The 23,164-nt window shown below is 64.2% G+C and carries 21 protein-coding genes; 1 reads left to right on the plus strand and 20 read right to left on the minus strand.

All coding sequences use genetic code 11. From position 1 onward, the window contains the following. Positions 1–18 precede the first annotated feature (18 nt). From NZU74_17765 to NZU74_17780, 4 genes are read right to left on the minus strand one after another with little or no spacing between them, the layout of a single operon-like run. Positions 19–1,740 carry an alpha-amylase family glycosyl hydrolase gene (locus NZU74_17765; protein ID MCS6883183.1) on the minus strand — a complete coding sequence of 574 codons (1,722 nt, stop codon included), beginning with the start codon at positions 1,738–1,740 and terminating at the stop codon, positions 19–21. Next, positions 1,737–3,623: a glucosyl-3-phosphoglycerate synthase gene (locus NZU74_17770; GenBank protein ID MCS6883184.1), complete on the minus strand. Its 1,887-nt coding sequence runs from the start codon at positions 3,621–3,623 to the stop codon at positions 1,737–1,739. Before NZU74_17770 ends, NZU74_17765 begins: the two co-directional genes overlap by 4 nt. Before the next feature lie 42 nt (positions 3,624–3,665). Then, positions 3,666–4,913 (minus strand): glycosyltransferase, encoded by a 1,248-nt coding sequence (locus NZU74_17775; protein ID MCS6883185.1) that lies wholly within the window; start codon positions 4,911–4,913, stop codon positions 3,666–3,668. Next, a complete protein-coding gene (locus NZU74_17780; GenBank protein MCS6883186.1) occupies positions 4,910–6,694 on the minus strand; it encodes a trehalase family glycosidase in 1,785 nt (594 codons plus the stop codon). The genes NZU74_17775 and NZU74_17780 overlap by 4 nt, the downstream gene beginning before the upstream one ends. Positions 6,695–6,987: 293 nt before the next feature. Between NZU74_17780 and NZU74_17785 the strand changes: the two genes are divergently transcribed. Next, positions 6,988–9,006: a cation:proton antiporter gene (locus tag NZU74_17785; GenBank protein MCS6883187.1), complete on the plus strand. Its 2,019-nt coding sequence runs from the start codon at positions 6,988–6,990 to the stop codon at positions 9,004–9,006. Between the two features lie 107 nt (positions 9,007–9,113). On the opposite strand, the gene NZU74_17790 is transcribed toward NZU74_17785, so the two are convergent. From NZU74_17790 to NZU74_17865, 16 genes are all read right to left on the minus strand, one after another. After that, entirely contained in the window at positions 9,114–10,298 is a 1,185-nt protein-coding gene (locus NZU74_17790; protein MCS6883188.1) for an adenylate/guanylate cyclase domain-containing protein, read from the minus strand. Positions 10,299–10,303: 5 nt separating this feature from the next. Continuing rightward, positions 10,304–10,630, minus strand: a complete 327-nt coding sequence (locus NZU74_17795) for a hypothetical protein (GenBank protein MCS6883189.1) — start codon at positions 10,628–10,630, stop codon at positions 10,304–10,306. Further along, positions 10,627–10,878 (minus strand): hypothetical protein, encoded by a 252-nt coding sequence (locus NZU74_17800; protein ID MCS6883190.1) that lies wholly within the window; start codon positions 10,876–10,878, stop codon positions 10,627–10,629. Before NZU74_17800 ends, NZU74_17795 begins: the two co-directional genes overlap by 4 nt. Before the next feature lie 177 nt (positions 10,879–11,055). After that, positions 11,056–11,565 (minus strand): CRISPR-associated protein Cas4, encoded by a 510-nt coding sequence (cas4, locus tag NZU74_17805; protein MCS6883191.1) that lies wholly within the window; start codon positions 11,563–11,565, stop codon positions 11,056–11,058. 8 nt (positions 11,566–11,573) lie between these two features. Next, positions 11,574–11,792 carry a hypothetical protein gene (locus NZU74_17810; protein ID MCS6883192.1) on the minus strand — a complete coding sequence of 73 codons (219 nt, stop codon included), beginning with the start codon at positions 11,790–11,792 and terminating at the stop codon, positions 11,574–11,576. Next, complete coding sequence (locus tag NZU74_17815; protein MCS6883193.1) at positions 11,792–12,979, minus strand: M50 family metallopeptidase; 1,188 nt, start codon at positions 12,977–12,979, stop codon at positions 11,792–11,794. Before NZU74_17815 ends, NZU74_17810 begins: the two co-directional genes overlap by 1 nt. Positions 12,980–13,101: 122 nt before the next feature. Beyond that, a complete protein-coding gene (locus NZU74_17820; protein ID MCS6883194.1) occupies positions 13,102–13,932 on the minus strand; it encodes a phosphatidate cytidylyltransferase in 831 nt (276 codons plus the stop codon). Between the two features lie 22 nt (positions 13,933–13,954). After that, positions 13,955–14,677, minus strand: a complete 723-nt coding sequence (locus tag NZU74_17825; protein MCS6883195.1) for an isoprenyl transferase — start codon at positions 14,675–14,677, stop codon at positions 13,955–13,957. A gap of 24 nt (positions 14,678–14,701) precedes the next feature. Beyond that, positions 14,702–15,259 carry a ribosome recycling factor gene (frr, locus tag NZU74_17830; GenBank protein ID MCS6883196.1) on the minus strand — a complete coding sequence of 186 codons (558 nt, stop codon included), beginning with the start codon at positions 15,257–15,259 and terminating at the stop codon, positions 14,702–14,704. A 135-nt stretch (positions 15,260–15,394) separates the two neighbouring features. Continuing rightward, positions 15,395–16,144 carry a UMP kinase gene (pyrH, locus tag NZU74_17835; protein ID MCS6883197.1) on the minus strand — a complete coding sequence of 250 codons (750 nt, stop codon included), beginning with the start codon at positions 16,142–16,144 and terminating at the stop codon, positions 15,395–15,397. Between the two features lie 78 nt (positions 16,145–16,222). After that, complete coding sequence (tsf, locus tag NZU74_17840) at positions 16,223–16,750, minus strand: translation elongation factor Ts (protein MCS6883198.1); 528 nt, start codon at positions 16,748–16,750, stop codon at positions 16,223–16,225. A gap of 191 nt (positions 16,751–16,941) precedes the next feature. Then, positions 16,942–17,664: a 30S ribosomal protein S2 gene (gene rpsB / locus NZU74_17845; protein MCS6883199.1), complete on the minus strand. Its 723-nt coding sequence runs from the start codon at positions 17,662–17,664 to the stop codon at positions 16,942–16,944. 399 nt (positions 17,665–18,063) lie between these two features. Beyond that, positions 18,064–18,564 carry an STAS domain-containing protein gene (locus NZU74_17850; protein MCS6883200.1) on the minus strand — a complete coding sequence of 167 codons (501 nt, stop codon included), beginning with the start codon at positions 18,562–18,564 and terminating at the stop codon, positions 18,064–18,066. A 430-nt stretch (positions 18,565–18,994) separates the two neighbouring features. After that, the gene (gene tpx / locus NZU74_17855; GenBank protein MCS6883201.1) at positions 18,995–19,513 is read right to left on the minus strand and encodes a thiol peroxidase; all 519 of its coding nucleotides are present in this window, start codon (positions 19,511–19,513) and stop codon (positions 18,995–18,997) included. A gap of 87 nt (positions 19,514–19,600) precedes the next feature. Then, positions 19,601–20,464 (minus strand): lamin tail domain-containing protein, encoded by an 864-nt coding sequence (locus NZU74_17860; protein MCS6883202.1) that lies wholly within the window; start codon positions 20,462–20,464, stop codon positions 19,601–19,603. A 134-nt stretch (positions 20,465–20,598) separates the two neighbouring features. Continuing rightward, positions 20,599–23,097: a mannose-1-phosphate guanyltransferase gene (locus NZU74_17865; GenBank protein ID MCS6883203.1), complete on the minus strand. Its 2,499-nt coding sequence runs from the start codon at positions 23,095–23,097 to the stop codon at positions 20,599–20,601. Positions 23,098–23,164: the final 67 nt, after the last annotated feature.

A 23,164-nucleotide genomic window follows, 5' to 3' on the forward strand; every position in this document is an offset into this window, starting at 1 on the left:
GGGCGCCCGCGCCGCTGGCTACTCCGGGCGCAGCCAGGCCGCCTGGTATGGGGCCAGCTCTATCCCGTCCGTGCCGGGGGGATAGCGGGTTCCGCTGATGAGGTCGCGGGCGCCTCCCACAGCGGGCGCCGGCGCCCGCTGCGGCGCGCCAGAGACGTTGTGCAGGCACAGCACCGTCGCGTCACCCTCGGGCGTGCGGCGTTCCAGCGCAAAGACCGACGGGTGCACGTCGAGCACCTGCTGTGGGCTATTGGGGTGAAAGGCTCGCTCATTACGCCGCGCGCGGATGAGCCTTGCCATGCGTTGCAGCACCGTCCCCTCGCGGCGCCGGGGGTCGGCCAGGCGCGCCTCCAGATCGGCCCGCGTCCACTTCTCGCGATTCAGGCTGCGGAAACGGCCGGTGGCTTGCAGTCCCTGCTGATAATTAGGCGACCCCAATAGGCTGTGCACGTAGACCCCCGGCACGCCCTGCAGGGCCAGCATGATCGCCTGCGAGGCGAGGAAGCGCCCGATTGCCAGTTCTGGCGCCTCGCCGCCGGCGGGGCCGGAGAGAGCGTCGAACCAGGTGCAGTTCAACTCGTAGGGACTTTGCGAGCCGTCGGGGTTGGTCTTGTAGGAGACGCGCCCGCCGTGGCGCTCCACCTGCGCGCACAGGTCCTGCACTTCGGCCTGGCTCAGGATGCCGGTCGCAGGCACCACGCCGATGCCGTCGTGGGAGGCCAGGAAGTTGAAGAACGCCGTCGTTGGCGAGGGCGGGGCCAGTTCGCGCGCCCAGCCGCTCAGGCGGGTGGCGTCGCCGGTGGCGAAGGCGTGCAGCACCAGGGGCGCCAGCGGAAACTGATAGACCAGTTGGGCCTCGTTGCTCCCGTCGCCGAAGTAGCTGATGTTGTCGGCGTGGGGCACGTTCGTTTCGGTGATCAGCAGCACGTCTGGAGCGACCACATCCAGCACAGCGCGCCAGAGTTGCACGATCCGGTGCGTGTTCGGCAAATGGATGCAGGTCGTACCCGGTTCTTTCCACAGGTAGCCAATGGCGTCCAGACGGATCAGGCTCGCGCCGTGCTCCACGTAGGCGAGCAGCACGTCGGTCATCTCCAGCAACACTTCGGGATTGGCGAAGTTCAGGTCAATCTGGTCGGCGCTGAAGGTGGTCCAGACGTGGCGCACGCCAGCGGCGGTCTCGAAGGAGGTGAGCAGAGGGGTGGTGCGCGGGCGCGTCACTCCCCGCAAGTCGGTGGCGGGGTCAACAACGTGGAAGCGAGCCTCAGCGCCGGGCGCGCCGGCCAGAAACTCGCGGAACCACGCACTGCTGGCCGAGATGTGGTTCACCACCGCGTCGAACATCAGGCGGTAGCGCCGGCTCAGACGTTCGATGTCGGCCCACGTTCCCAGAGCGGGATCAACGGCGCGATAATCCACCACCGAGAAGCCGTCATCGGAGGTGTAGGGAAAGAATGGCAGGATATGGACGCCGCTGACAATGCCGCCGAAGGTCGTATCAAGGATCTCGCCGAGGGTCTGGAGGGGTGGGCGATCCGGCTCGCGGACCTGGTCGCCATAGGTGATCAGGATCACGTCATTCTCGGTGAGCCGTTCGGCGGGCGGGCGCGGCGGGCCTGGAGGATGGCGAGCCACGAAGTCATCGAGCATGGCCTGCAGGCGCGGAGTGATCGCCGCGCCTGCGGGCTGGCCGTAGATCGCCTCAAGCAGCGTGTGGATACGGGCGCGCGGGTCGCTCATCGCGGCGCCTCCTGCAGCGGCTGTCCGGCCACCTCCAGGGGCAGGCCGCGCAGGTGCCGGTATTCGGGGATCTGCAGCATCGGCGGGCGCTCGTGGTCGCGGATTTCACGCAGTTCCAGATGGAAGCTGCCGTCCTCGCGCTGGGTGATCAGTTTCATAGTCTGGTTGACCGGTTCGAGCAAGCTGGCGCGCTGTCGCTGTTCAAGCCGCTGGATGACCACCTGGGTGATGGCGAAGGCCATTTTAGAGAGAGGAACGAGTTCCTGGTTGCGATGGATGCGCTCGAGCAGATCAACCTGGGCCAGGGCGCTCAGCCCGTAGCGCTCGAGCAGATCAATCAGCAGGCCCGTCTCCACGCCATAGCCGGTGAAGAAGGGCACAGACTCGAGGGCGAAGCGCCGCCCGGCATATTCGCCGGCGAGCGGCTGGAGCATACCTGAAAGTTCGGGATAAAACAGGTTGAGCAGGGGCCGGGCGGTCAGCTCGGTGACGCGGCCGCCGCCGCTGGCCTGCACCCGCTCGCCGAACTGGATGGGCCGCCGGTAGAAGCCCTTGCAGTACACCAGCCGGCGTTCGCGCAGCAAGGGGCCGATCACGCCATAGACGAAGCGCGGATGGAAATTTTTGATGTCGGTGTCGCACCAGGCGATAATATCGCCGTTGAGCACATAGAGGCTCTTCCACAGGGCTTCGCCTTTGCCGTGGAAGGCGCCGTACTGCGGCAGGATCTCTTGATGAATGTAGACCGGGATGCCGTGGGCAAGGGCAATCTCACGGGTGCGGTCCTGCGAACCGCTATCAATCAGCGCCACCTCGTCGAGGAGGGGTGTTTTCTCCATCAGGTGCTCCTGCACCTGGCCGATGATATCGCCGATGGTCTGCTCCTCGTTGAGGGTCGGCAGGCCAAGGCTGATGCGCACCCCCTGCTGCTGTTTAAGGGCCAGGAGGCGTTGCAGGTCGTCATACTCGGTGGAACTGAAGGTGTTTTCGGCGAACCAGCGGTCAACAATAGCCGAGAGATCGCGCTGTTGCTGCCAGATCCGCTGGGCCTGCTCCTCGTCCTGGGCCATGCGATGGCGCACGAGGATGACCGTGGTCGCGGCCTTGCGCAGGATGCGGTCGGCGAGGGGGCCGATAGGCGCTTCGGGGTCGCCCTGACGGCCGGTGACGCCCAGCACAATTGCTTGATGGTCGGCGGCCTCGGCCAGAATGGCCTGCTCGACGGGGATGCTGCGCTCCAGCCAGCGGGTGACGCGAGGCATGGCGCGCAGCGATTGCAGGCTCTCGCGCACGGCGCCATTGTCGGGCAGGCGCGGGTTGGCGGCGTAGAGCACGCTGATGCCGGCCTCGTGGCTTTCAGCCAGAGCGAGGGCCACTTCACAGGCCAGGGGGGTGTGGGGGCCGCCGCGCACGGGCAGGAGGATGCGCCGCCACTGGCCATCACCCATGAGGCGCACCACCACCACATCACAGGGAGGATGGCGCAGCAGGCTGTCAATCGGCGGGCCGAAAAGCCGCTCCGAGGAAGACTGCTCGGCCTGCCAGCCAAGCAGGATGAGGTTGGCCCGCTGCTCCTGGGCGGCGGTGCGGATGCCCTCGGTCAGATCATGGGCCACGGTGATCACGGTGCGCACAGGGACCTGGATCGTATCCAGTTCGGCGATTGCGTCGTGGACGGCCCGCACCCGCCGCGTCTCCAGCATCCCGTCGCTCAGGGGTTGACCTTCGGGCACCACCACAATGCTGACGATCACCACCTGGCCGCCGTGATGGCGGGCAATATCCGCCGCCAGGGGCAGCAGCAGGCGGATCTTCTCCGGCGCCCGCGCGGGCAGAAGCACCGTATATTCTCCGGTATCGTTGCCGGTATATGCAGAAGTCATTACAAACGTTCCTTCCTCGCCGGTAGGGGATGCTGCAGGCGGTCAGGCCGACGTGCCTGCGAGCAATGGGACGATGTGCCGGCGCACGATCGCCTCCCACGTGTAGGTCGTGCGGACGCGTCGCCGCAGCGCGTAGCGCGGATCAGCGGCAAGCGCGGTCAGGATCCGTTCTGCGATCTGATCGGGACGCTCTTCGAGCCCAAAGTACACTGCGGCGGAACCGGCCGAGTCCCGCAGGGGCGGAATGTCGCTGCAAAAGATCGGAATCCCGCTCAGCCCCGCTTCCAGCACCGGGATGCCAAAGCCTTCGTAGCGGCTGGGGAAGAGCAGGCCGTCGGCCAGGTGAAAGAAATCGGCCAGCATGGCGTCGGAGACGGGGCGCGGCTGGCCTTGCGGGTCGGTGAAGACCTCGTAGAGAAACACCATGGAGTCTCCGGCCCCGGTTTCACGGCGCAGGGCCAGCAACTCGGCCAGGTAGGCGGCGTTGGTCGGATTGTGCGGCCCTGGCGGCCCGGTGACCACCAGGCGCGGATCGGCGCCCTGGCGGCGCATGGCGCCTGCGATGGCGACAGCCAGTTCGATGTTCTTGCGCCGGGTAATGCGCGCCGGCAGGAGGAGCAACGGGGCGGCCTCCAGCAACCGTAGCCGCTCAACCAGGTCAACCGTCTCGGGTTCGAGCTTGAGCAAGGCCCGCACATCAACGCCGGGCGTCACTACGGCGATCTGCTCCGGCGCCAAGCCCAGCAACTCGGCCAGGATGCCTCGCCGGTCCTCCGAGACGACCACATAGCGCACCCCGGGCCACGCTTCGCGAAGCAGATCCCAGGGGTAGCCGGGGTGCAATTCAGGCAGATATAAAGGATCGCGCCAGGCGAAGTCGTGGCACCAGGCCAGCATACGGGGCAGACGGCCGGCGTCGTGGAGGCGCCGCAGGGCAGCGGTAAAGGCCAGGTTCTTGTGCAGGCTCAGCACATTATGCACCATCAGCGCATCGCAACCGGCGATGGCGTCGTCAAGCCACGTGGCGAGGCGATCTCGCAGGGCCAGAAACTCGGCGCTGACACTTCCCGCGGCCAGTTCGCGGTTGATGCGTTCGACCATCTCGCCGCGAGAGCCGAGTTCGGGCAAGATGCGCACGTCTACACTCGGTCCAACATCCCCGCCCTTTCCGGCAAGGATGCGCACCGACCACCCCAGCGCGGCGAGCGTTCGCCCGTGGGCGGCCATGGTGATCTCGACGCCGCCGACGTAGGGCGGCCCGGCGTAGTGCAGGATGGCAACCGCGCTCATACAATCTCTCCCCGGCTCATGCGGATGGCCAGATCGATGAAGCAAGCCGCCGACCAGCCGAACATGGGCGCGGCCTTGGGCGGCGCTTCACCGGTCAGAGGGTGATAGTACTCGTAAATGTCGCGCTGGCCCATTACCAGGCGCAGCGTCTGCTCGGCGAGTTCCCCGGCGAGAGCCTGAAAGCCGGTGCGCTGTAGAGCCTCGACGAAAATGTAGTTGATGTTGATCCACACCGGCCCGCGCCACATCTGCTGGGGATCGTGGCGGGGATCGCACAGGGCTACCGTGGGCAGCGGATATGTGGCCCAGAAGCTGCGCGGGTCGCGCAGGTGGGCGATCAGGCGTTCGGTAATTCGGGGCGGCATGCGTCCCGTCCAGAGGGGGTAGAGGCTGAAGGGGGTGAGCACCTTGATCGGGCGGTGCTCGCGCTGCGACCAGAACACGCCGGCATCCTCGTCATAGAAATGCTCAATGATGCGCCGCGCCAGGGCATCGGCGCGGTTCTTCCACAGCGTAGCCTCACGCGGGCGCCCCAGGATGCGGGCCATATTGGAGAGGGCCTCCATCTGCAGGCAGAGATAGGTGTTCAGGTCCACCGCCTCGACCGGCATCCCCTCGTCCCAGAGCGGGCTGTCGTCGAGCCCTGAAGAGAAGGGATGCGAGTACTGCGCGATCCCGTCGGCGTCATCATCGTTCAGGCCGAACCACCACGAGTTCCAGCGCACCAGCGGCTCGTAGATCTCGCGGAGCATGGCAAAGTCGCCAGTCTGATTGTACACATGCATTGCGACCCAACCGATAATCGGCGGCTTGGTCACCGCGGCGGCCACCGGGGCCTCCAACTGGGTGATGGTGCCCTCGTCGTAGACGGCGTCGGGGATCATGCCATCGGGCAACTGATGGTCGAGCATGAACTGGATCTGGTCGCTGGCCAGTTTCGGGTCGGTATAGCGGAAGGCCAGGGCGTGGAAGTAGTTGTCCCATTGCCAGGCCCCGATGTAGTGGGCCTTGCTGGGGGCCACGCTCTCGCGGCGGAAGTAGCCGTAGGGCGAGAGCATATTGTTGCCGAGCACCCACCAGGCATAGTAATACTGCTGGCGGTAGGGCTCGTGCACCGCGGGCACTCCGGCGAACCAGCGATGCCAGCGCTCTTCGGCGGCGCGCAGGGCGGCGCGAAAGGGCACGACCCGCCGGTCAAGGTCGAGACCGGCCTGGATGTGCAGGGTGATCGCCGTATCGGCGTCGCCCTGGGCCACCAGCGTCACGTGGTAGCCGACGCCGTTATGCTCCACCTGGTTGAGGATCAGGGCGCCGTTGGTAGAGTAGGCGCAGTTGCGCACCGTTTTGAACTCGCCTCCCTGCGAGTCGGGGCGGGCCAGGTCGGGCACGACGGTGAAGCTGATGCCGCTCGCCACGCCCGTAGGCAGACCGAAACTCAGCGTGTGCGCGTCTTGAAAGACGCAGCGAAACTCGCCGACGGGGGTCTGGAACATGACGGCGTGGGGATAGGTGGTCGCCTCGAAGGGGACAGGGCGGCCATTGCCATCCACCAGGCGCAGGCTGGGAATGTACGGCGGGCGATGACGGTAGGCCGACAGGCCGGGGGTGACCGAGGTCAATCGTTCGGCAAGCTTGAGATACAGGGTGTCAGGCTGCCGACGATCTTTGAAGAGCAACAGTCGCGAGCCGCGGTCGCTGAAGGGAATGCGTTCAAGCAGGATGCGGTTCTCGAGGGCAAGGAGAAAGGACGACTCAGGGACGTACACGTGTGACACCTCCATGGCTCCGGCGCCCCTGGCGTCGGGCACAGGGGGATAGGGGGCGGCGGGGCTTTCCGGTCGGTCTACGCACCCGCTGTATTGTAGCATTTCCCGTTCGGAGGGCGGTGTAGAGCGGGCGGTTGCGCTGCATCGGTTCCTGAGAGGGCGTCTACCTCCCCGAACGACCCCGATCAGGCCCGGTGCGTCGCGTCCAGCGGCTCCTGGCGGCTCTAGTTGACATATGCGGTTCCGGGCCGTATCTTTAAGCTGTAGAGACACACGCAGTCGTAACGCAGAGCAGCGAGGACACCCCCATGGGCATTGCCGCCGACATTACCATCATTCTCGTCGCAGCGCTGCTAGGCGGCTTTGTGGCCCGGCGCCTGAACCAGCCGCTCATTCTGGGCTACATCGTCGCCGGCATTGTCGTCGGACCCTACACCGCCGGCCCGCGGGTAAGCGATATCCACGATATTGAACTCCTCGCCGAGATCGGGGTGGCCCTGTTGCTCTTCGCCCTGGGAGTAGAGTTTAACCTCAAAAAGCTCATCCGTTTCAAGTGGGTGGCGTTTGGCGGCACGCTGCTGCAAATGACTCTTACTGCCGCCGTCGGCTTCTTGCTGGGCCGCTTCCTGGGATGGGACCCGTATCCCGCCTTGTGGCTGGGCGCGCTGGTGTCGCTCTCTTCGACCATGGTCATCCTGAAGACGCTCATGGGTCAGGGCAAGCTTGGCACCCTGGCCAGCCGGGTCATGCTCGGCATGCTGATCGTTCAGGATCTGGCTGTGGTGCCGCTGATGATCATGCTCCCCGAACTGGCGAACCTGAGCGATGGCCTGGTGAATCTGGGGCTGGCGGCGCTCCGCGCCGGTCTGATCCTGGCGGCGATGGTCTTTGTCGGCACGCGGGTGATTCCGTTCCTGCTGAAACGGATTGCCACCTGGAACTCACGCGAGCTGTTCCTGGTGGCGATCATGGCCCTCGGCCTGGGGATCGGCTACGCGACCTATCTGGCCGGCCTGTCCTTCGCCTTTGGGGCCTTCGTGGCCGGCCTGGTGCTCAGCGAGTCGGATTATAGCCACCAGGCGCTGAGCGACATTATCCCCCTGCGCGATGTCTTTGGCATACTGTTCTTCGTGTCGGTGGGGATGCTAATCGATCCGGCTTTCCTGCTGGCCAACTGGTGGTCCATCCTGATGCTGACCCTGGTGGTGAGCGGAGCCAAAGCGGCGATCTTCACCGCCGTGGTGCGCCTGTTCGGCTACCGCGGCGACGTGCCGCTTACCGTCGGATTCGGGTTGTTCCAGATCGGCGAATTCGCCTTTGTCCTGGCGCGAGCGGGTCTGGGCGTCGGCGCCCTGACCGCCGCGCAGTCGAACCTGGTGCTCGCCACAACGGTGGTGACGATGATCCTCACCCCGTTCGTCAGCCGGCTGGCGACGCCCACATACACCCTCTGGCGCCGCTGGCGCGGCAAAACGCCCAGTCCCATGCTGGCGCGTATTGAGGAACCTCTGCGCGGCCACACGATTATCGCCGGTTACGGGCGGGTCGGTCGCTACACGGCCGACCTGATGCGCCGGCTGGGGCATCCCTTTGTGGTCATCGAGCGCGATCAGCATCGCATTGACACGTTGAAGGCCAGCAGCATCCCGGTGATTTATGGCGATGCCAGCAGCCCGACAGTGCTGGAGGCGGCGGGCGTCCACGAGGCGCGGCTGTTGCTGGTGGCGGTGTCGGCGGCGATTGACGTCGAGACCATCGTGCGCCAGGCCCGCGCGCTGAACCCGCGCCTGCACATCGTTGCGCGGGCCACGCGCCTGGCCCAGCTTGAGGTGCTGCGCCAGCTGGGGATTCACGAGGTGGTGCAGCCCGAGTTCGAGGCCGGCCTGGAAATGGTGCGCCAGGCGCTTCTGCATTTCGACGTTCCCACCGCGGAGATCGAACGTTTAAGCGACGCCGTGCGGGCCGAATGTTACCAGCCGATGGAGGCTCTCAACACCGACGCGGCGACGCTGCGCCGCCTGCGCCGCGTGCGCCGCAGTCTGGATATTGTCTGGTACACGTTGTCGTCCGATTCGCCGCTGGCGGGGAAGAGCATCGGCGCCAGCGCCATCCGCAAACGCACCGGCGTCTCCGTCGTTGCCGTCCTGCGCGGCGAACGGGTTATCGCCAATCCCGATCCCGAGACGGTACTGGAAGCCGGCGACCAGCTCGCCATTCTGGCGACGCCGCCACAGCGGGCGCTGTTCCAGCATTGGGTCGAAGGCGCCGGCGCAGAACCGGCCCCGGCGTCGGCAACAGCGGCGACCACCGTGGCTACCGGCACGTAGCCACTTATGCGGAGGTGTGGAGGTGCAATGGCAGTTTTTCATCTCCACAGCTCTACACCTCCACAGCTCTACAGACCGGTTATATAATGGCCGACCGTGAACCGGGCCTACGGCGCGGGTTCACCTGCGGCCCCCAGGACGCGCGCCACCGGCACTCCCTCCTGGTGCCCCTTGGTTGCCAGCAGGATCGGTTCGCTCGTCAGGTAGCGGCCCTGCACCTCGCTGCGCACGCGCCCTGAAACCAGGATCTCGCCGCTGTTGGCATGCTGCATCAGATGGGCCGCCAGGTTCATCTCATCGCCCTGAGCCGTATACACGCGCCGCTCTGCGCCGCCCACGGTGCCGAGATAGAGCAGCCCCTGGGTAATCCCGGCGTGGGTGATCAACCCCCGTTCGCGTAACTCCAGGCAGCATCCCACCGCCTGGCTCGCGTCCGCGCCGCGGCCCAGCGGCCCGCCAAAGAGCAGCACCAGCACGGCGCCTTTGTTGCCCACCTCGATCTCGTTCAGCCAGCCGCCCCAACGCCAGGTTGTCTCCTGCACCTGGCTCACCAGCGTATGCAGGCCACGCGGATGAGCCGGCAAAGCAAAGCCTGCAAAGACGGGAATGCACGTTCGGTACTCGGCAGTGAGCGTCTGGCGGCGCAGGCGTTCGATAAGCGCGCGGGGGAGGAAATCGTCATCCCGCAGCGGCGGCCCGGGCTCACCCGGCTGAAAACGCGTTCGCTCGGCAGTCATGGCGGGCGGGCTGGCAACAACGACCTGGCCCGTACATGCGGCGCGTTCCGCAGTCGCCGCCGCCAGCAGCGCCGGCCCCAGCAGGGTCAGATGCACCCCGTAATGCGGCAGGCCGGCAAGGATGGCATGGATCATTCCCGCGCCGATCCCAATTCGCAGGTAGAAACGAAAGGGCCCCGACGGCGTAGCGAGGGGCGGCAAGGCGTTCACCGCCTCGAGCAAGGCCATCGCGCAGCGCTGCGCCAGGACTACGTCGGCCTGGTTGGGCCACCAGGCGGTCAAGGCGTCACCGGCAATCGCCGACACGTCGCCGCCGTATGCGGCTACGGTCTCGATCAACACGGTATAGCAGCGGTTCAGGGCGGTATGGAGGCGTTCGGCGCCGTCGGGCAGGGTGGCGAAGGCGGCAGTCAGGCGAGTGAAGCCGCGCAGGTCAGCATAGAGCACTGTCGCCTGGCAGGTAAAGACAGCCCCTGGCCGCAACTCGGCGCTCCCGATCCGCGCGCGCAACCAGTGTGAAAGGTAAGGCCGCAGGTGCGCCGGATCGGTGGACATGGAAGTCAGGCGATGGAGGCAGGGGTGGAGTCGTCGCTCAGGGCGCTGCAAGCGGCGCAGACGCGAAAGGGAATGCCCGTGCCGCTGACGGTGCGGATGTTCTCGCGGCAGCCGCAGTACCGGCAGACCGAGAGATTTTCAATATCGTCGGCGCGCCAGAGTTGCGGGGCGAGCGTGATCTCCATTGGTTCATCTATCGAAAGAATACCCACCTTGACGCAAACAGCGGCGGGGAAGACGTCGGCGACGCGGGCAAAAATCTTGTGCGGATAGGAATACACCTCGTCGCCTACCATAATGCCCTGCATTCGTGGATGTTGTCGGATCTTCATGGCTCTTGAAGCCGGGCGATCAGCCGACGCAGGTCGGTTTCGTCCAGCGCGAAGCGCGTGTCATCGGCGAACAGCAACTCGTCGAGCACATCGGCGATAACATCAACATCTCCACTCTCAACGGCCAGCAGTCCCTGATCGAGTTCGTAGAATCTATCAAAAGCCCACTGCGCCAGCTCGGTAGCGTCAATCCGACCCTCTAGCCGTTCCTGGAGCTTTGCAATCAGGGCCTCACGCTCAAATATCATAGCACAGATTCTCCCGATAGACACCGGGGGCGCCCGGACCGGCAGGCTCCGCGCAAGGTTCTGAGGCCAGACCCGGCCTCTTTGCATTCCCAGAGGCGAGTGCCGGACCTGGGATTGATCCGCCGTCTTCGAGGCGCAGCCGGGAGTCCAGGTCTTCGTTGGCGTCAGGGTTGCTGCTCAGTCGGCCAGCGCGTCGTCGCACAGGGTGCGGAAGCCGCAACCGGCGCAGCGGCGCGGATCGTCGTGACTGCGGCTGACATCGTCGGCGTCGAGCAGGGCCTGCATCTCGTCGAGCAGGGCCACCAGGCGCCGGCGCACGGCGGGGGTATAGGCGAGACGAAAGGTGGCGTCGGCGTAACGCAGAAACCCCCATGGCGGCGCGCGGCCCGTCGTCTCTTCCACCAGCAGACAGTAGGCGGCCAGTTGCATGAGGTCGGAGTCGTAGGGCCGCGGCGCCCGCCGCCCCGGTTTCACCTCAACCGGGATGACGGCCCCGCCGCGTTCGATCAGATAATCAGGCTTGCCCGCCAACCTGTAGCGCATCGCGACCAGGGGGCGCTCCAGCGGGCGTCCTGCGCCGACATCCATAGCCGCCACGCGACCCCAGGGCAGCCCGGCCCGCTGGCGCAACACGAGGGCAAAAACCAGGAGCAGCAGGCCCAGGCAAAGAACAACCCCTCCGAGCATCGCCGCGATCAGACTCCCGCTGCCACCAGCAACAACCCGCCGGCCAGCAGCGCCAGCCCGGCCCACAGGACCACGCCGCTCATAGCGACCAGGCGCCCGTGGGCTGCATGCCTGGCGCTGCCGAGGGCGCGACGGGCCTGGCCCTCCGGTTCCAGGCCGGCCACCCGTCGCAGCCACCAGGCCCGGGCGCAATACACATACTCGCCGACTTCACTGGCCCGGATCATCAATTCCCGCCCAGCACCGGCAGGCCGCGGATGGCGTTGAGCACATCATTGACCGTAATCACCACCATCAAGCCCATAAGTGCGGCAAAGCCGATTGCGTGCACCAGGGCTTCCTTTTCCGGAGGCACCTTCTTGCCCCCCCGCAGCCACTCGACCAGGGCGAAGATAATGTGGCTGCCATCAAGGGCAGGGATGGGCAAAAGGTTCAGCAAGAACAGATTCAGGCTCAGAACCGCGGCCAGGTTCCAGAAGGCCGCGAACCCGCCTGGCTGCTGGATCACCTCGCCCGTCGCCCGGGCAATGCCTACCGGCCCGATCGGGCCGCCTTCGGGCGCCGGCGCCGGCGAGAAAAGGCCGAGGAGTGAAGCCGGCAGCGTTGCCAGGGCCTGGATCATCCGACCGGTCAATTCCAGGCTGTAGGTGATGCCGTGCCAGATGCCTGCCAGCGGCCCGACCTGCACTTGCTCCATCCGTGGACCGTAGCTGAAGCCGAAGCCCGACTCAAAGCTCTTTCCCTCAGGCGAGGTCCAGGGGCCGGGGACGACCACCAGAGTTACTTCTGCGCCATCGCGCAGCACCGTGGCAGTCACCGGCTGACCGGCCCTGGCGCGGGCCACTTCGCCGATCACCCTGGGATCCTTGACGGAACGGCCGTCCAGGGCAAGCAGTTCATCGCCGGAACGGAACCCGGCCTGTTCGGCGGGGGTGCCGGCGAAGACCTGGCTGATGATCTGGCTGCCAGCGGGTGTGGGAACGCCGAGGGTGCTGAAGAGCACGGCAAAGATCGCCATGGCCAGCAGCAAGTTCATCAATGGACCGGCCACCATCACAATAATCCGGCGCCAGGGGGGCGCCGCGGCCAGCGTGCCGCCGGCGCCGTAGAGGGGGTCGCTCGCGCCGTCGCCGTTCTGCGCAAAACGCACGAATCCTCCCAGAGGAAGCCAGTTCAACGTGTATTTAACGCCGTTCCGCTCAAAGAGCGTCAGCATGCGCGGCGGAAAACCGACTCCGAACTCATCAACCTTGATCCCCAGCCATACAGCGGTGAGAAAATGCCCGAGTTCGTGCATCACCACCAGCAACCCGAGCATTAACAAGAATGCGCCAATGGCCACCAGCGGATTTCCTGCGCTTTGCTCGGCGGCCTGCTGTATCGGCGCGGCTGCGATGCCTGCGAGAGCGAGCATACTATCTCCAATGCAACAAAACAGCGTCGGGCGCAGGAAGAGGCATTGGATGAGCCGTCCGCCTCTTCGTCTCTGACGCTCTCCACGAGCCCGACGCTCAAGACTGCTGGTAGTGTAGCGAATCAAGGGGCCAGAGTCAAGAGAATCGTGAAATAGATAACCGGCGCGGTGAAGAGCAGGCTGTCCATACGGTCAAGAATACCGCCGTGGCCAGGGATGAGCGTTCCAGAGTCTTTGACGCCGACCTGGCGCTTGATAAGCGACTCGCCGAGATCGCCGAGTGGTCCGGCGATCCCGGCGGCCACGCCAATGAGCACGGCGCTCAACAGGCTGATGGGCAAGCCAAGGAGCGGCACCGCCGCGGCCGCGGTAAGGATAGAGGCAACCAGTCCGCCAGCGAAGCCCTCCCAGGTCTTCTTAGGGCTAAGGATAGGCGCCATGCGGGTGCGCCCGATTGAACGACCCACGAAATAGGCCGCGCTGTCCTGGAGCCAGGTGATCGCCAGCACCAGAAAGACCCAGGCGGCGCCGGGGGGAATGTTGAGCGGCGCGAGCAGGCCGGGGCGCAGGGGCGTATCAAGCTGGCGCAGCAGGATGAAGGCGCTCAGCAGCCAGCCGATGTAGGCGGCGCCGGTAAACGTGAGCGCCCAGTTCTGCAGGCTGGTGCTGCGATCAGGCTGGGTGAACTCGTACACCAGGGTGGCCATCAACCCGAGGGCCAGCGTCATCCCGGCGAGGCTGAGATCGGTGAAGGGTTGCAGAGCGGCCGCGCCGCAGAACGCTACTCCCAGGACGATGCCGGGAACACGGCGAGGAGCGAAGCCCCCCTGGCGCAACAGACCGAAAAGCTCAATGATCGCCAGCACCACGCAGAAGGCCACGAAGCCCGCCGTCGCCCAGGGCCACCAGGCTACGGCGACAATCAGCGGGATCAGGATCACGACGCTGAACAGGCGCTGGACGAGGGAGCTTGAGCTACTCGGAGACGAGCCCGCCGAAGCGACGCTGACGCTGTCCGTACTCGCTGATAGCCTGCTGGAGGTGTTCTGGCCGGAAGTCGGGCCAGAAGACGGGGGTGAACCAGAACTCACTGTAGGCTGCCTGCCAGATAAGAAAGTTCGAAATTCGCCGCTCGCCGCTGGTGCGGATGATCACGTCCGGGTCGGGCATCCCGGCAGTGTAGAGGTTGGCGCTGATCAACCGCTCGTCAATCTGATCCGGACTGACCCCAGAGGCGACAATTTTACGCACGGCGTCGACAATATCCGCCCGGCCGCCATAGTTAAAGGCGATCGCCAGAGTCAGACCGGTGTTATGACGGGTCAGATCGATAGCGTAGCGCACCTTTTCGGCCAGGCGCGGGCTGAGACCCTCGAGCCGTCCGAGATGCCGCAGATGGACGTTCTGCTCGTGGAGCGCATACGTCTCGCGGTCAATAAAATCGCTCAGGATCTGCATCAGACCCTGCACCTCGGCAGACGGGCGAGTCCAGTTTTCGGTCGAGAAGGCGTAGAGGGTCAGGTAACGCACACCCAGGCGGTCGGCCTCGCTCACAATCGCCCGGATATTCTCAGTACCTGCCCGATGGCCCGCGAGTCGCGGCAACCCTCGCTGGCGCGCCCAGCGCCCGTTTCCGTCCATGATGACCGCGATGTGTTGAGGGGTCTTGCTCTCACGTTCGCCATCAGCCTTGCTCATAGCCTGCTCTCCGCCCGTCGTGGCTCAGACCGCCATGACCTCGGCTTCTTTATCCTTGCCGATCGCGTCGAGGTCGGCGATGCACTTATCGGTCAGTTGCTGCACCCGTTCCTGGGCGCGCTTGAGTTCATCCTCGCTGATCAGCTTTTCGGCCTCAAGCTCCTTCAACTGGTCCATCGCATCGCGGCGCTGGTTCCGCACCGAGACCTTCACCTCTTCAACGCGATGGCGCACCACCTTCACCAGTTCACGCCGTCGCTCCTCGGTCAGCGGGGGGATGGCCAGACGGATCACGCGCCCATCGTTGGTGGGATTGATGCCGATGTCGGATTGCTGAATGGCCTTCTCTATCGTTTTGATCAACCCTGCATCGTAGGGTTGGATGACGATGAGACGGGCCTCGGGCACCGAAATATTGGCGAGCTGGTTCAGCGGCATCGGCGCGCCATACGCCTCCACATGCAGATGCTCAACCAGGCCGGCCGAGGCGCGCCCGGTGCGGATCGTCGCCAGATGGTGCCGCAGGGCCTCGACGGCCTTCTTCAGATGAGCCTCATAGTCGCGCAAGACATCGTTGACCATCACGCTCTCCTCACATAACTCGCCGCCCGGCGGTCGCCAGGGGTGGGGGCGTTCTGTCGCACCTGCACCGCTTCCTCGCCGCGCGAGGCGCGCGGTCATCAGGCCGGCGCTGCGGCGCCTCCAGCCTCTCGAGGCTTACACTTCCGGCACAGCCATCCGTTCAGGGAGACTCTTACTGACCAGGGTGCCAACGTGATACCCGAGCACAATGCGCTCAATCGTGCCCGGTTCCAGCGCATTGAATACAATCAGCGGGATATCGTGATCCATGCAAAACGTGAGCGCGGTGCTATCCATCACCGTAAGACCGCGATTGAGGGCCTCCATGTAGGTCAGGTGATCGAACTTAACGGCGCTGGGGTCGCGGCGTGGATCAGCGCTGTAGATCCCGTCCACGCCGTTTTTGGCCATCAAGATCACCTGGGCATGGATCTCGGCGGCGCGCAGCGCCGCCGCCGAGTCGGTAGTAAAGTATGGATTGCCGGTTCCTCCGGCGAGGATGATCACCCGGCCCTTTTCCAGGTGGCGGATGGCGCGGCGACGGATGTAGGGTTCAGCGACCTCATTCATCTGGATGGCAGTCATAGCGCGGGTATGCAGCCCGTGCTGCTCGAGCACGTCCTGGAGGGCAAGCGAGTTGATAATCGTGCCCAGCATCCCCATGTAGTGCGACTGCGCCGTATCCATTCCTCGCGCGATGGACTGGCTGCCGCGCCAGATGTTCCCGCCGCCGATCACGACCGCGATATCGACGCCTCGACGATGCACAGCGGCGATTTCGCGGGCCAGATAGTCGAGCATATCGTAGCTCACCACTTCATCGGTGCCTTTGATCTGCTCGCCGCTCAACTTGATCAGAATACGCCGATACTTAGGCTCTTGCATAGGAGGTACCAGAAGCAGGGAGCAGTTTCCGACCGGCAGGCGCTCCCGCCAGGCGTCAACTGCTCCCGCCGTAGCAGGTCAGGCGCTAACCTCGTAGCGCACGAAGCGCCGGACGACGATGTTTTCGCCGAGTTTGGCGATAGTTTCTTTGATCAGTTCTTCGATCGTTTTTGATGGATCCTTGATAAATGGCTGTTGCAGCAGCACGCTCTCTTCGATAAACTTCTCACGGGGCAGCCCGCTCTCGACCACAGCCTCGTCGGTCACCTCGTCGGCGCTGATGTAGCGCGGATTCAGCGCGACAATATGCTGGGCGAGGTTATTCGCCAGGGTGACGAAGTCCTCAGTGCGAGCGACAAAGTCGGTCTCGCAGTTCAATTCCACCAGACCGGCGACGCGAGCGCCGTAATGCACATAGACCCCGATGAGGCCCTCACGAGCTTCGCGAGCAGCCTTCTTCGCCGCCGCCTCGATCCCCCGTTCGCGCAGGATCTCAATGGCCTTCTTGAGATCACCGCCGGTCTGCTCCAGGATATCTTTACACTCCTTGATCCCGGCGCCGGTTCGCTCCCGCAGTTCTTTGACCAGTTCAATCGACACTGCCACAGGCTTCGCTCCTCTTCTCGTGACGTGGAGGGGCATATGCCCCTCCAGAACCACCTGATGGTACTATCTTGGGAGGGCATGGCCCTCCCAAAACCTGAGCGCAACCCGCTGCGTTGCGCTGCCGTCTGGTATAAGACGGGCGGGAGCCCGGGGAAAACGGGCGTTCCCTGCGCTGCTCTCGCGGTGGTCTCTCAGCCCTCCTGGGCCGCCTCGCGGCGCGCGATGCCTTCGAGCGCCGCGTCGGCGATCTTGCCGGTAATGAGGCGAATGCCGCGGATGGCGTCGTCATTGCATGGAATGACGTAGCTGATCGGGTCGGGATCACAGTTCGTATCCACCATGGCCACGACGGGCACGCCAACCTTGAGCGCCTCCTTGACGGCCAGTTCCTCTTTGTGCGGATCGATTACGAAGAGCGCTCCGGGCAGCCGATCCATAGTCTTGATGCCAGCGAAGACCCGGTTGAGCTTTTCTATTTCCTTTTCAAGCTGCAAACCCTCGGCCTTGGTAAGGCGGGCGAAATCGCCGCGATCACGCTGGGCCTCGAGATCAGCGAGGCGCTTGAGGCGCCCCTTGATCGTCGCAAAGTTGGTCAATGTTCCGCCGAGCCAGCGTTGGGTGATATAGTACTGGCCGGCGCGGGTCGCTTCCTCAATCACCGCCTCCTGGGCTTGCTTCTTGGTGCCGACGAAGAGCACCTTCTCACCGCGCGCCGTCACATCGGCAATGAAATTATAGGCCGCCGTAAGGCCCAGGACGGTCTTCTGCAGGTCAATAATGTGGATTCCATTGCGCGCGGTGTAGATGTACGGGCGCATCTTCGGATTCCAGCGATTCGTCTGGTGCCCGAAGTGCGCGCCAGCCTCCAGCAGCGCCTTGATCGAAACTACGCGCGGCGTTGTCGTCTGGGTCATAACTGTCAGATGCTCCTTGCTATTCTGGATAATCCAGCCGCCACCTCCCACGTGAGCCGACCGAACCGGAGGTTCCGGCAGGAGCGATCGAGTGGAGGAGGTGTGTGTATTTGGCGCATTTCAACGCCGTCGAACAGTATAGCACAAGCGTAGTGGCGGGGCAAATAATCCTTCTCCTGGACGTGTTCTGGTGTACTGCAGAGCGCACAGAGGAACGGAGAGGACGAGCCTTTTGAAGCCATGTGCGCTTCTCCGCCCTCTCTGCGCTATGTAACGTGTTCGGTAGAGGTGACCACGATCCTCGCGCTTTCCGGCGCGACGCGGATCCGCCGCGCCGGAAAGGGGCTTTCGCAGGGTCAGAACCTCTCTCTGGCCATGCCGGAGCGTAGGGCGCGGTCCTTACTTGCCGGGTTCCGCTTCGACAGGCGCGATGTGCAGGCCGTTGAAGGCCAGGGCGGCCTCGATGCCATCGCGGAGGTTGGCGCAGGTGGTTACATTAGAGAAGTCAATGTCGAGATGCACCAGGGTCTGGGCGATGCGAGCCCCGATGCCGCTAATCACTACCTGGGCGCCGAGGAGGCTGGCAGCGCGGATGGCCTGCCCCAGGGAATTGGCTACCTGAGTGTCAACGATCGGCACGCCGGAGATGTCAATGATCGCTACGTCGGCCTGGTGCTCGGCAATGCCGTTCAGCAGGCTCTCGATCACCTGCTGCGCCCGCCGGCTATCCAGATAACCTATCAGGGGCAGCACAATGACGCCCTCGAGCAAGGGCACGACCGGCACCGCCAGTTCCGAGATGACGTCCTCGGATCGCCGCAGTTGTTCACGCAGGCGGCGCACCTCCTGCCGCAGGGCCTCGGGATCGTCAGGCAGATCATCATCGAATGCTTCACTCACAGTATCGCGCCTCCTGATGGTGGCTTCCATCCGGCCCGCCGGGGCCGCGAGTCTTCGCTAACACCGGCTGAACAATGCCGAAACCAGACTGCTCCGCAGCAGAATGTACCATACGCGGCGAACCAGACCAGCACCAGAGGCGACGCCATTTCGGATTGTGGATTCTGGATTGCCGTATGCGCCGTTCCGATGAGATTTGACGATGATGCACAGGCGCCGTCTTCACCAGGAACTGATGTAAGGCGGGATTTCCGCCCCCGGCGCTTGTCTGGAGTCTAAAGGTTACATAACCATGGAGCAGCGTGAAGCAACAACTCTCCCCGATCCTCCCCTTCCAGGCGCGCCTCTGCCGAGGCGCTTGCCGAGAAGATCGGGGAGAGCATAAGGTTCGCGGCGTGCAATCCGATAATCCGACGGTCCGAATTGCTTCTTATCCGCCGAGAGCGGCAAGGGCGGCGAGGGCGGCGTCGTAGTTGGGCTCGTTGCCGGCGACCGGCACATACTCGACATAACGTATAATGCCTTCGCCGTCAACCACGAAGACCGCGCGGCTCTCGATGCGCAGTTCGTCCACCAGGGTGCCGTAGGCGGCGCCGAAGTTCATGTCGCGGTGATCGGAGAGCGTTTCGATCTGCTCGGCGCCGTTGCTGGTGCACCAGCGAGCCTGGGCGAATGGCAGGTCGGCGCTCACGGTGATGAAGTTCACCTGCCCGGCGCGGGCGGCGGCTTCGGCGTTAAAACGCTGAGTTTGCTTGCTGCACACGCCGGTATCAAGCGAGGGGACAACGCTGATAACCAGCGGTTTACCCGCGTAGGCTTCGCGGGTTACGGGCTGCAGCTTGCGGTTGATAAGCGTAAAGTCCGGAGCGCGATCGCCAGGGCGCAGTTCCGGTCCGATCAGGGTGCGGGGGCCGAGGAAGTCGAACGCATTTTCACGTTTGACGGTCATTGGTGACTCCGTGAGTAGGCATGTTGCAGACATTGGGGCTGTGATGGTCAGTATACCATTGAAACAGTTCCAATTCCTGCAGAAAGGTCAGGCCTGGCCCTTGCCCTGGTCGCCGGTATAGGTGTAGCGGCTTACCACGGCCCCGCTGGCATCGAGCAGCGTCCCCGTATCACCCGTGTTGTTCCACACAGCGACCCGCCGCCCCCAGTAGAGATTTGCGGCGTCATCCGTACCGGCGCGGGTCCACACCTTGACTTCGGCGCCGGGGGAGAGCACGAACTGCGGAAAGACGTAGGTGTGCCGCTGCGCGCTGTCGTGGAGTTTCCAGCCGGTCATGTTCATAGGTTGGCTGGAGGTGTTGCGAATCAGCACATACTCGCCCTCGACGTCGGCGCCTGGCGGGTTGAACTCGATGTGGGCGATGACTACCCCTGTAGCGGCTGCGGCAGTGCTGGACGCAGCGCTGCTGATCCGGGTCACCGGCGCGGGAGCGGCAGCGGGCTTCGCCGCAGACGTCGGGGCGGCGGCGGGTCTGGCTTCAGCCGCAGGCGCTCCGGCGGGTTTCGTCTCGGCGGCGGGCTTTGCGCCGCCGGGCGCGGGCGCTCCGGCGGGTCTGGCTTCAGCCGCGGGCGCTCCGGCGGGTTTCGTCTCGGCGGCGGGCGCTGATGTCGAAGCAGGAGCGACGAGTGTGGCCTCTACGCCGCTGCGGACCGCCCAGCGCTTGATCTCACCTCCGGAGATTTCGGCAAAGTCACGAGGCAGACCGGCGAAGGCGTAGCTCAATTCACGGACGCCATTGCGAGCATGGTGGCGGGTTTGCGGGGGCAGCAGGCCCAGAAGCAATTCGAACAGGCCATAACCAACGCGCGCAACCGGGATCACTACTCCTTCCACCGTCCCGAGAATCCTATCCTGCTGCGGATTGGGACGCGACGTTGTGTCCTCGCTCATCGGTGCGCTCCTTAATCAGACGCAGACGGCGGTTTACCCATGAGGGCTCGCCCCTCCTCATCCCTCTCCTCGTTATCCTGGAGAAAAAACCACGCGCATGATACCACATGGAACTGCTTTCAGGGAACTGAGGTCTACTGGAGACTGGTGACCAATCCTGAATATTTTTCGACCAGAATGCGAGCCTGCTCGTCGGTGGCGCCTTCAGCGATCACCTGGAAGAAGGGGCCATCAGGGTCGGGAAGGATTAGAACCCATTCATTGCCCAGCTCGATCTTGATCCCGTCAATGTGGTTAGTGAAGCGCTCAGCATATTGCTCGTTCAGCAGACGCATGACTTTGCCTTTTGCCTCCCAGCGGCAGGGGGTGCGCGTCTGGAACATATAGTATGGGGGCAATTCGGCAATCACTTCACTGAGGCGGGTTTCGGTCACGGTGAGCAGTTCCATCAGCTTCATCAGGGCGAACATGCCGTCGGCTATAGGGAAGAAGCTGGGGAACATGTAAATGCCGGTGCCATCGCCGAGCAGCAGCAAATCGGGATGCTGGGCGGCGGTCTGCATCAGGGCGCTCACCGCGGCTTTGGTGCGCACAATGCGCCCGCCGTAGCGCGCGGCGATCTCTTCGAACGCCCGCGGCGCCGTGACGGGAACGGCGACAGTTCCGCCGCCGTTGGCGCGCATCGCCAGCGCAGTGACGGCAGCCAGCGCCTTCAGCGGATGGAGCCGGGCGCCGGTGTCATCAACAATGTAGAGTCGCTCGCCGCCGGTGTCGAGCCGGGCGCCGAGGTGCGCGCCTACAACCGGCGTGATCTGGGCCAGGCGCTGCATGGCCGCCTCGAACTGCGCAGGAACCTGAAAGACCATGCGTTCGTCGAGGTTGACGTTCAGTTCCACCGCATCCACGTGATAGCGGCGCAGGATCGGCGAGAGGAAGGCGCTCGAGCTGGTATTGGCATAGTCAACCACCAGATGCATGCTGCGCCCGAAGGCCTCAAGGGCGTCGGAGCGCAGGGCCTTGATGAACGCGTCCATATAGGTCCGATCGATATCCTCGCCGTAGGAAATGCGCCCGATCTCATCCAGGTAGGCGCGGCGGAAGTCCTCGCGAAAAAAGGTGTTTTCGATCTTGCGCTCGGTGGCCGGGGTGATGTCCAGCCCGCGCTCGTCGAAGAATTTGATTTCGATTACGCGATTATCAGAAGGCGAGAGCCGCACATGGATGCCCCCGGCGGCGTGGGTGGCATAGGTATAGTAGCGCGCGACGGGGATGGGGACGTTTTGCAGGTCGCAGACGTTCACGCCAGCGGAGGGCAGGCCGGCGACGATGGCCCGTTTCAGCATGCGCGGCGTGTAGTGAGCGTCGCGGTTAATCGTCACCGTGGAACTGCGCGGCAGGGTCGCGCCAAAGGCTGCTCCGAGCTTGGCGCAGAACTCAGGGGTGATCTCGATGTTCACCAGCCCGGTGACGCCGTGCCGTCCGAAGAGCACCCGGCGGCCCTGGCTTCCCCAGATGATGCTGCTGGAGACGGTGGCCCCCTCATCAACCTCTTTGCTGGGCCAGATCTTCACATTCGGCTGGATGACCGCGCCGGCGCCGATCTGCACTCCATCGCCGACTACGGCGCCCTCGAAGAGCATGGCCCGCTGGCGTATGGTGGATTGCCGCAGCACGATCGCCCCGCGCAGCTCGGCCCGCTCGCCGATGTAGGAGTTGCGCCAGATGATCGAGCGATCGATATTCGCCCGTGTGTCAACGATGGTATAGTCACGAATCACCGACGGCCCGTGGACGATCACCCCGCCTTTGATCTTCACCCCGTTGCCCAGGTAGATCGGCCCGTGGAGCTGAGCGTCAGGCGCGATCTCCACGTCGCCGTAGACCCAGATGTCGCCGCCGATGTTCTGGCCCAGGCGCGGCAGTTTCACCCGCCCGGAGAGGTAGTCGCTGCAGGCTTTCATGTACTCTTCAATCGTGCCCACATCGGTCCAGTAGCCATTGGCGACCACACCCTGGATCTTGTCGCCTTTGTGAAGCATGCGGGGGAAGACGTCCTTCGACCAGTCGGTATACTTGCCGCGTTCGATGTAGGCCAGCACCTCCGGGTTGAGCACATATATGCCCGTATTGACAGTATCCGAGAAGACCTCGCTCCAACTGGGTTTTTCGAGGAACTGGCGCACGCTGCCGTCTTCGTCGGTGATCACGACGCCGTAATCGAGAGGATTGGCGACGCGCGTCAGGGTAATGGTCGCCATGGCTCTGGCGGCCAGGTGGCGCTCGATAATCTCGGTCAGATTGAAGTCGGTCAGCGCGTCGCCGGAGAGCACCAGGAACGGCTCATCGAGCAGATGCTCGGCGTTCTTGACGCTCCCCGCGGTGCCAAGCGGCACCTCTTCAAGGGAATAGGTGATGTTCACGCCATACTGACTGCCATCGCCGTAGTAGTCCTGAATGACATTCGCCAGGTACTGCACGGTAATGATAATGTCAGTAATGCCATGGAGCTTGAGGAGTTCAATAATATGCTGGATGACCGGCCGGTCAACTATGGAAACCATCGGCTTCGGTCGGTTGATCGTGAGCGGTCGCAGGCGGGTTCCCTCGCCGCCAGCCATAACGACAGCCTTCATGGCTGCTCTCCGCTTCGGGGCGCAGGTCCCCGAAGCCTGTTAAAGAGGCTACTGCAACGGCAAGTAT

The sequence above is a fragment of the Chloroflexaceae bacterium genome (genome assembly GCA_025057155.1).
Taxonomy (GTDB): domain Bacteria; phylum Chloroflexota; class Chloroflexia; order Chloroflexales; family Chloroflexaceae; genus JACAEO01.

Coding starts and splice junctions, on each gene's coding strand:
- NZU74_17765 (MCS6883183.1), bottom strand. CDS start 1,740: ATGAGCGACCCGCGCGCCCGTATCCACACGCTGCTTGAGGCGATCTAC.
- NZU74_17770 (MCS6883184.1), bottom strand. CDS start 3,623: ATGACTTCTGCATATACCGGCAACGATACCGGAGAATATACGGTGCTT.
- NZU74_17775 (MCS6883185.1), bottom strand. CDS start 4,913: ATGAGCGCGGTTGCCATCCTGCACTACGCCGGGCCGCCCTACGTCGGC.
- NZU74_17780 (MCS6883186.1), bottom strand. CDS start 6,694: ATGGAGGTGTCACACGTGTACGTCCCTGAGTCGTCCTTTCTCCTTGCC.
- NZU74_17785 (MCS6883187.1), top strand. CDS start 6,988: ATGGGCATTGCCGCCGACATTACCATCATTCTCGTCGCAGCGCTGCTA.
- NZU74_17790 (MCS6883188.1), bottom strand. CDS start 10,298: ATGTCCACCGATCCGGCGCACCTGCGGCCTTACCTTTCACACTGGTTG.
- NZU74_17795 (MCS6883189.1), bottom strand. CDS start 10,630: ATGAAGATCCGACAACATCCACGAATGCAGGGCATTATGGTAGGCGAC.
- NZU74_17800 (MCS6883190.1), bottom strand. CDS start 10,878: ATGATATTTGAGCGTGAGGCCCTGATTGCAAAGCTCCAGGAACGGCTA.
- cas4 (MCS6883191.1), bottom strand. CDS start 11,565: ATGCTCGGAGGGGTTGTTCTTTGCCTGGGCCTGCTGCTCCTGGTTTTT.
- NZU74_17810 (MCS6883192.1), bottom strand. CDS start 11,792: ATGATCCGGGCCAGTGAAGTCGGCGAGTATGTGTATTGCGCCCGGGCC.
- NZU74_17815 (MCS6883193.1), bottom strand. CDS start 12,979: ATGCTCGCTCTCGCAGGCATCGCAGCCGCGCCGATACAGCAGGCCGCC.
- NZU74_17825 (MCS6883195.1), bottom strand. CDS start 14,677: ATGAGCAAGGCTGATGGCGAACGTGAGAGCAAGACCCCTCAACACATC.
- frr (MCS6883196.1), bottom strand. CDS start 15,259: ATGGTCAACGATGTCTTGCGCGACTATGAGGCTCATCTGAAGAAGGCC.
- pyrH (MCS6883197.1), bottom strand. CDS start 16,144: ATGCAAGAGCCTAAGTATCGGCGTATTCTGATCAAGTTGAGCGGCGAG.
- rpsB (MCS6883199.1), bottom strand. CDS start 17,664: ATGACCCAGACGACAACGCCGCGCGTAGTTTCGATCAAGGCGCTGCTG.
- tpx (MCS6883201.1), bottom strand. CDS start 19,513: ATGACCGTCAAACGTGAAAATGCGTTCGACTTCCTCGGCCCCCGCACC.
- NZU74_17860 (MCS6883202.1), bottom strand. CDS start 20,464: ATGAGCGAGGACACAACGTCGCGTCCCAATCCGCAGCAGGATAGGATT.
- NZU74_17865 (MCS6883203.1), bottom strand. CDS start 23,097: ATGAAGGCTGTCGTTATGGCTGGCGGCGAGGGAACCCGCCTGCGACCG.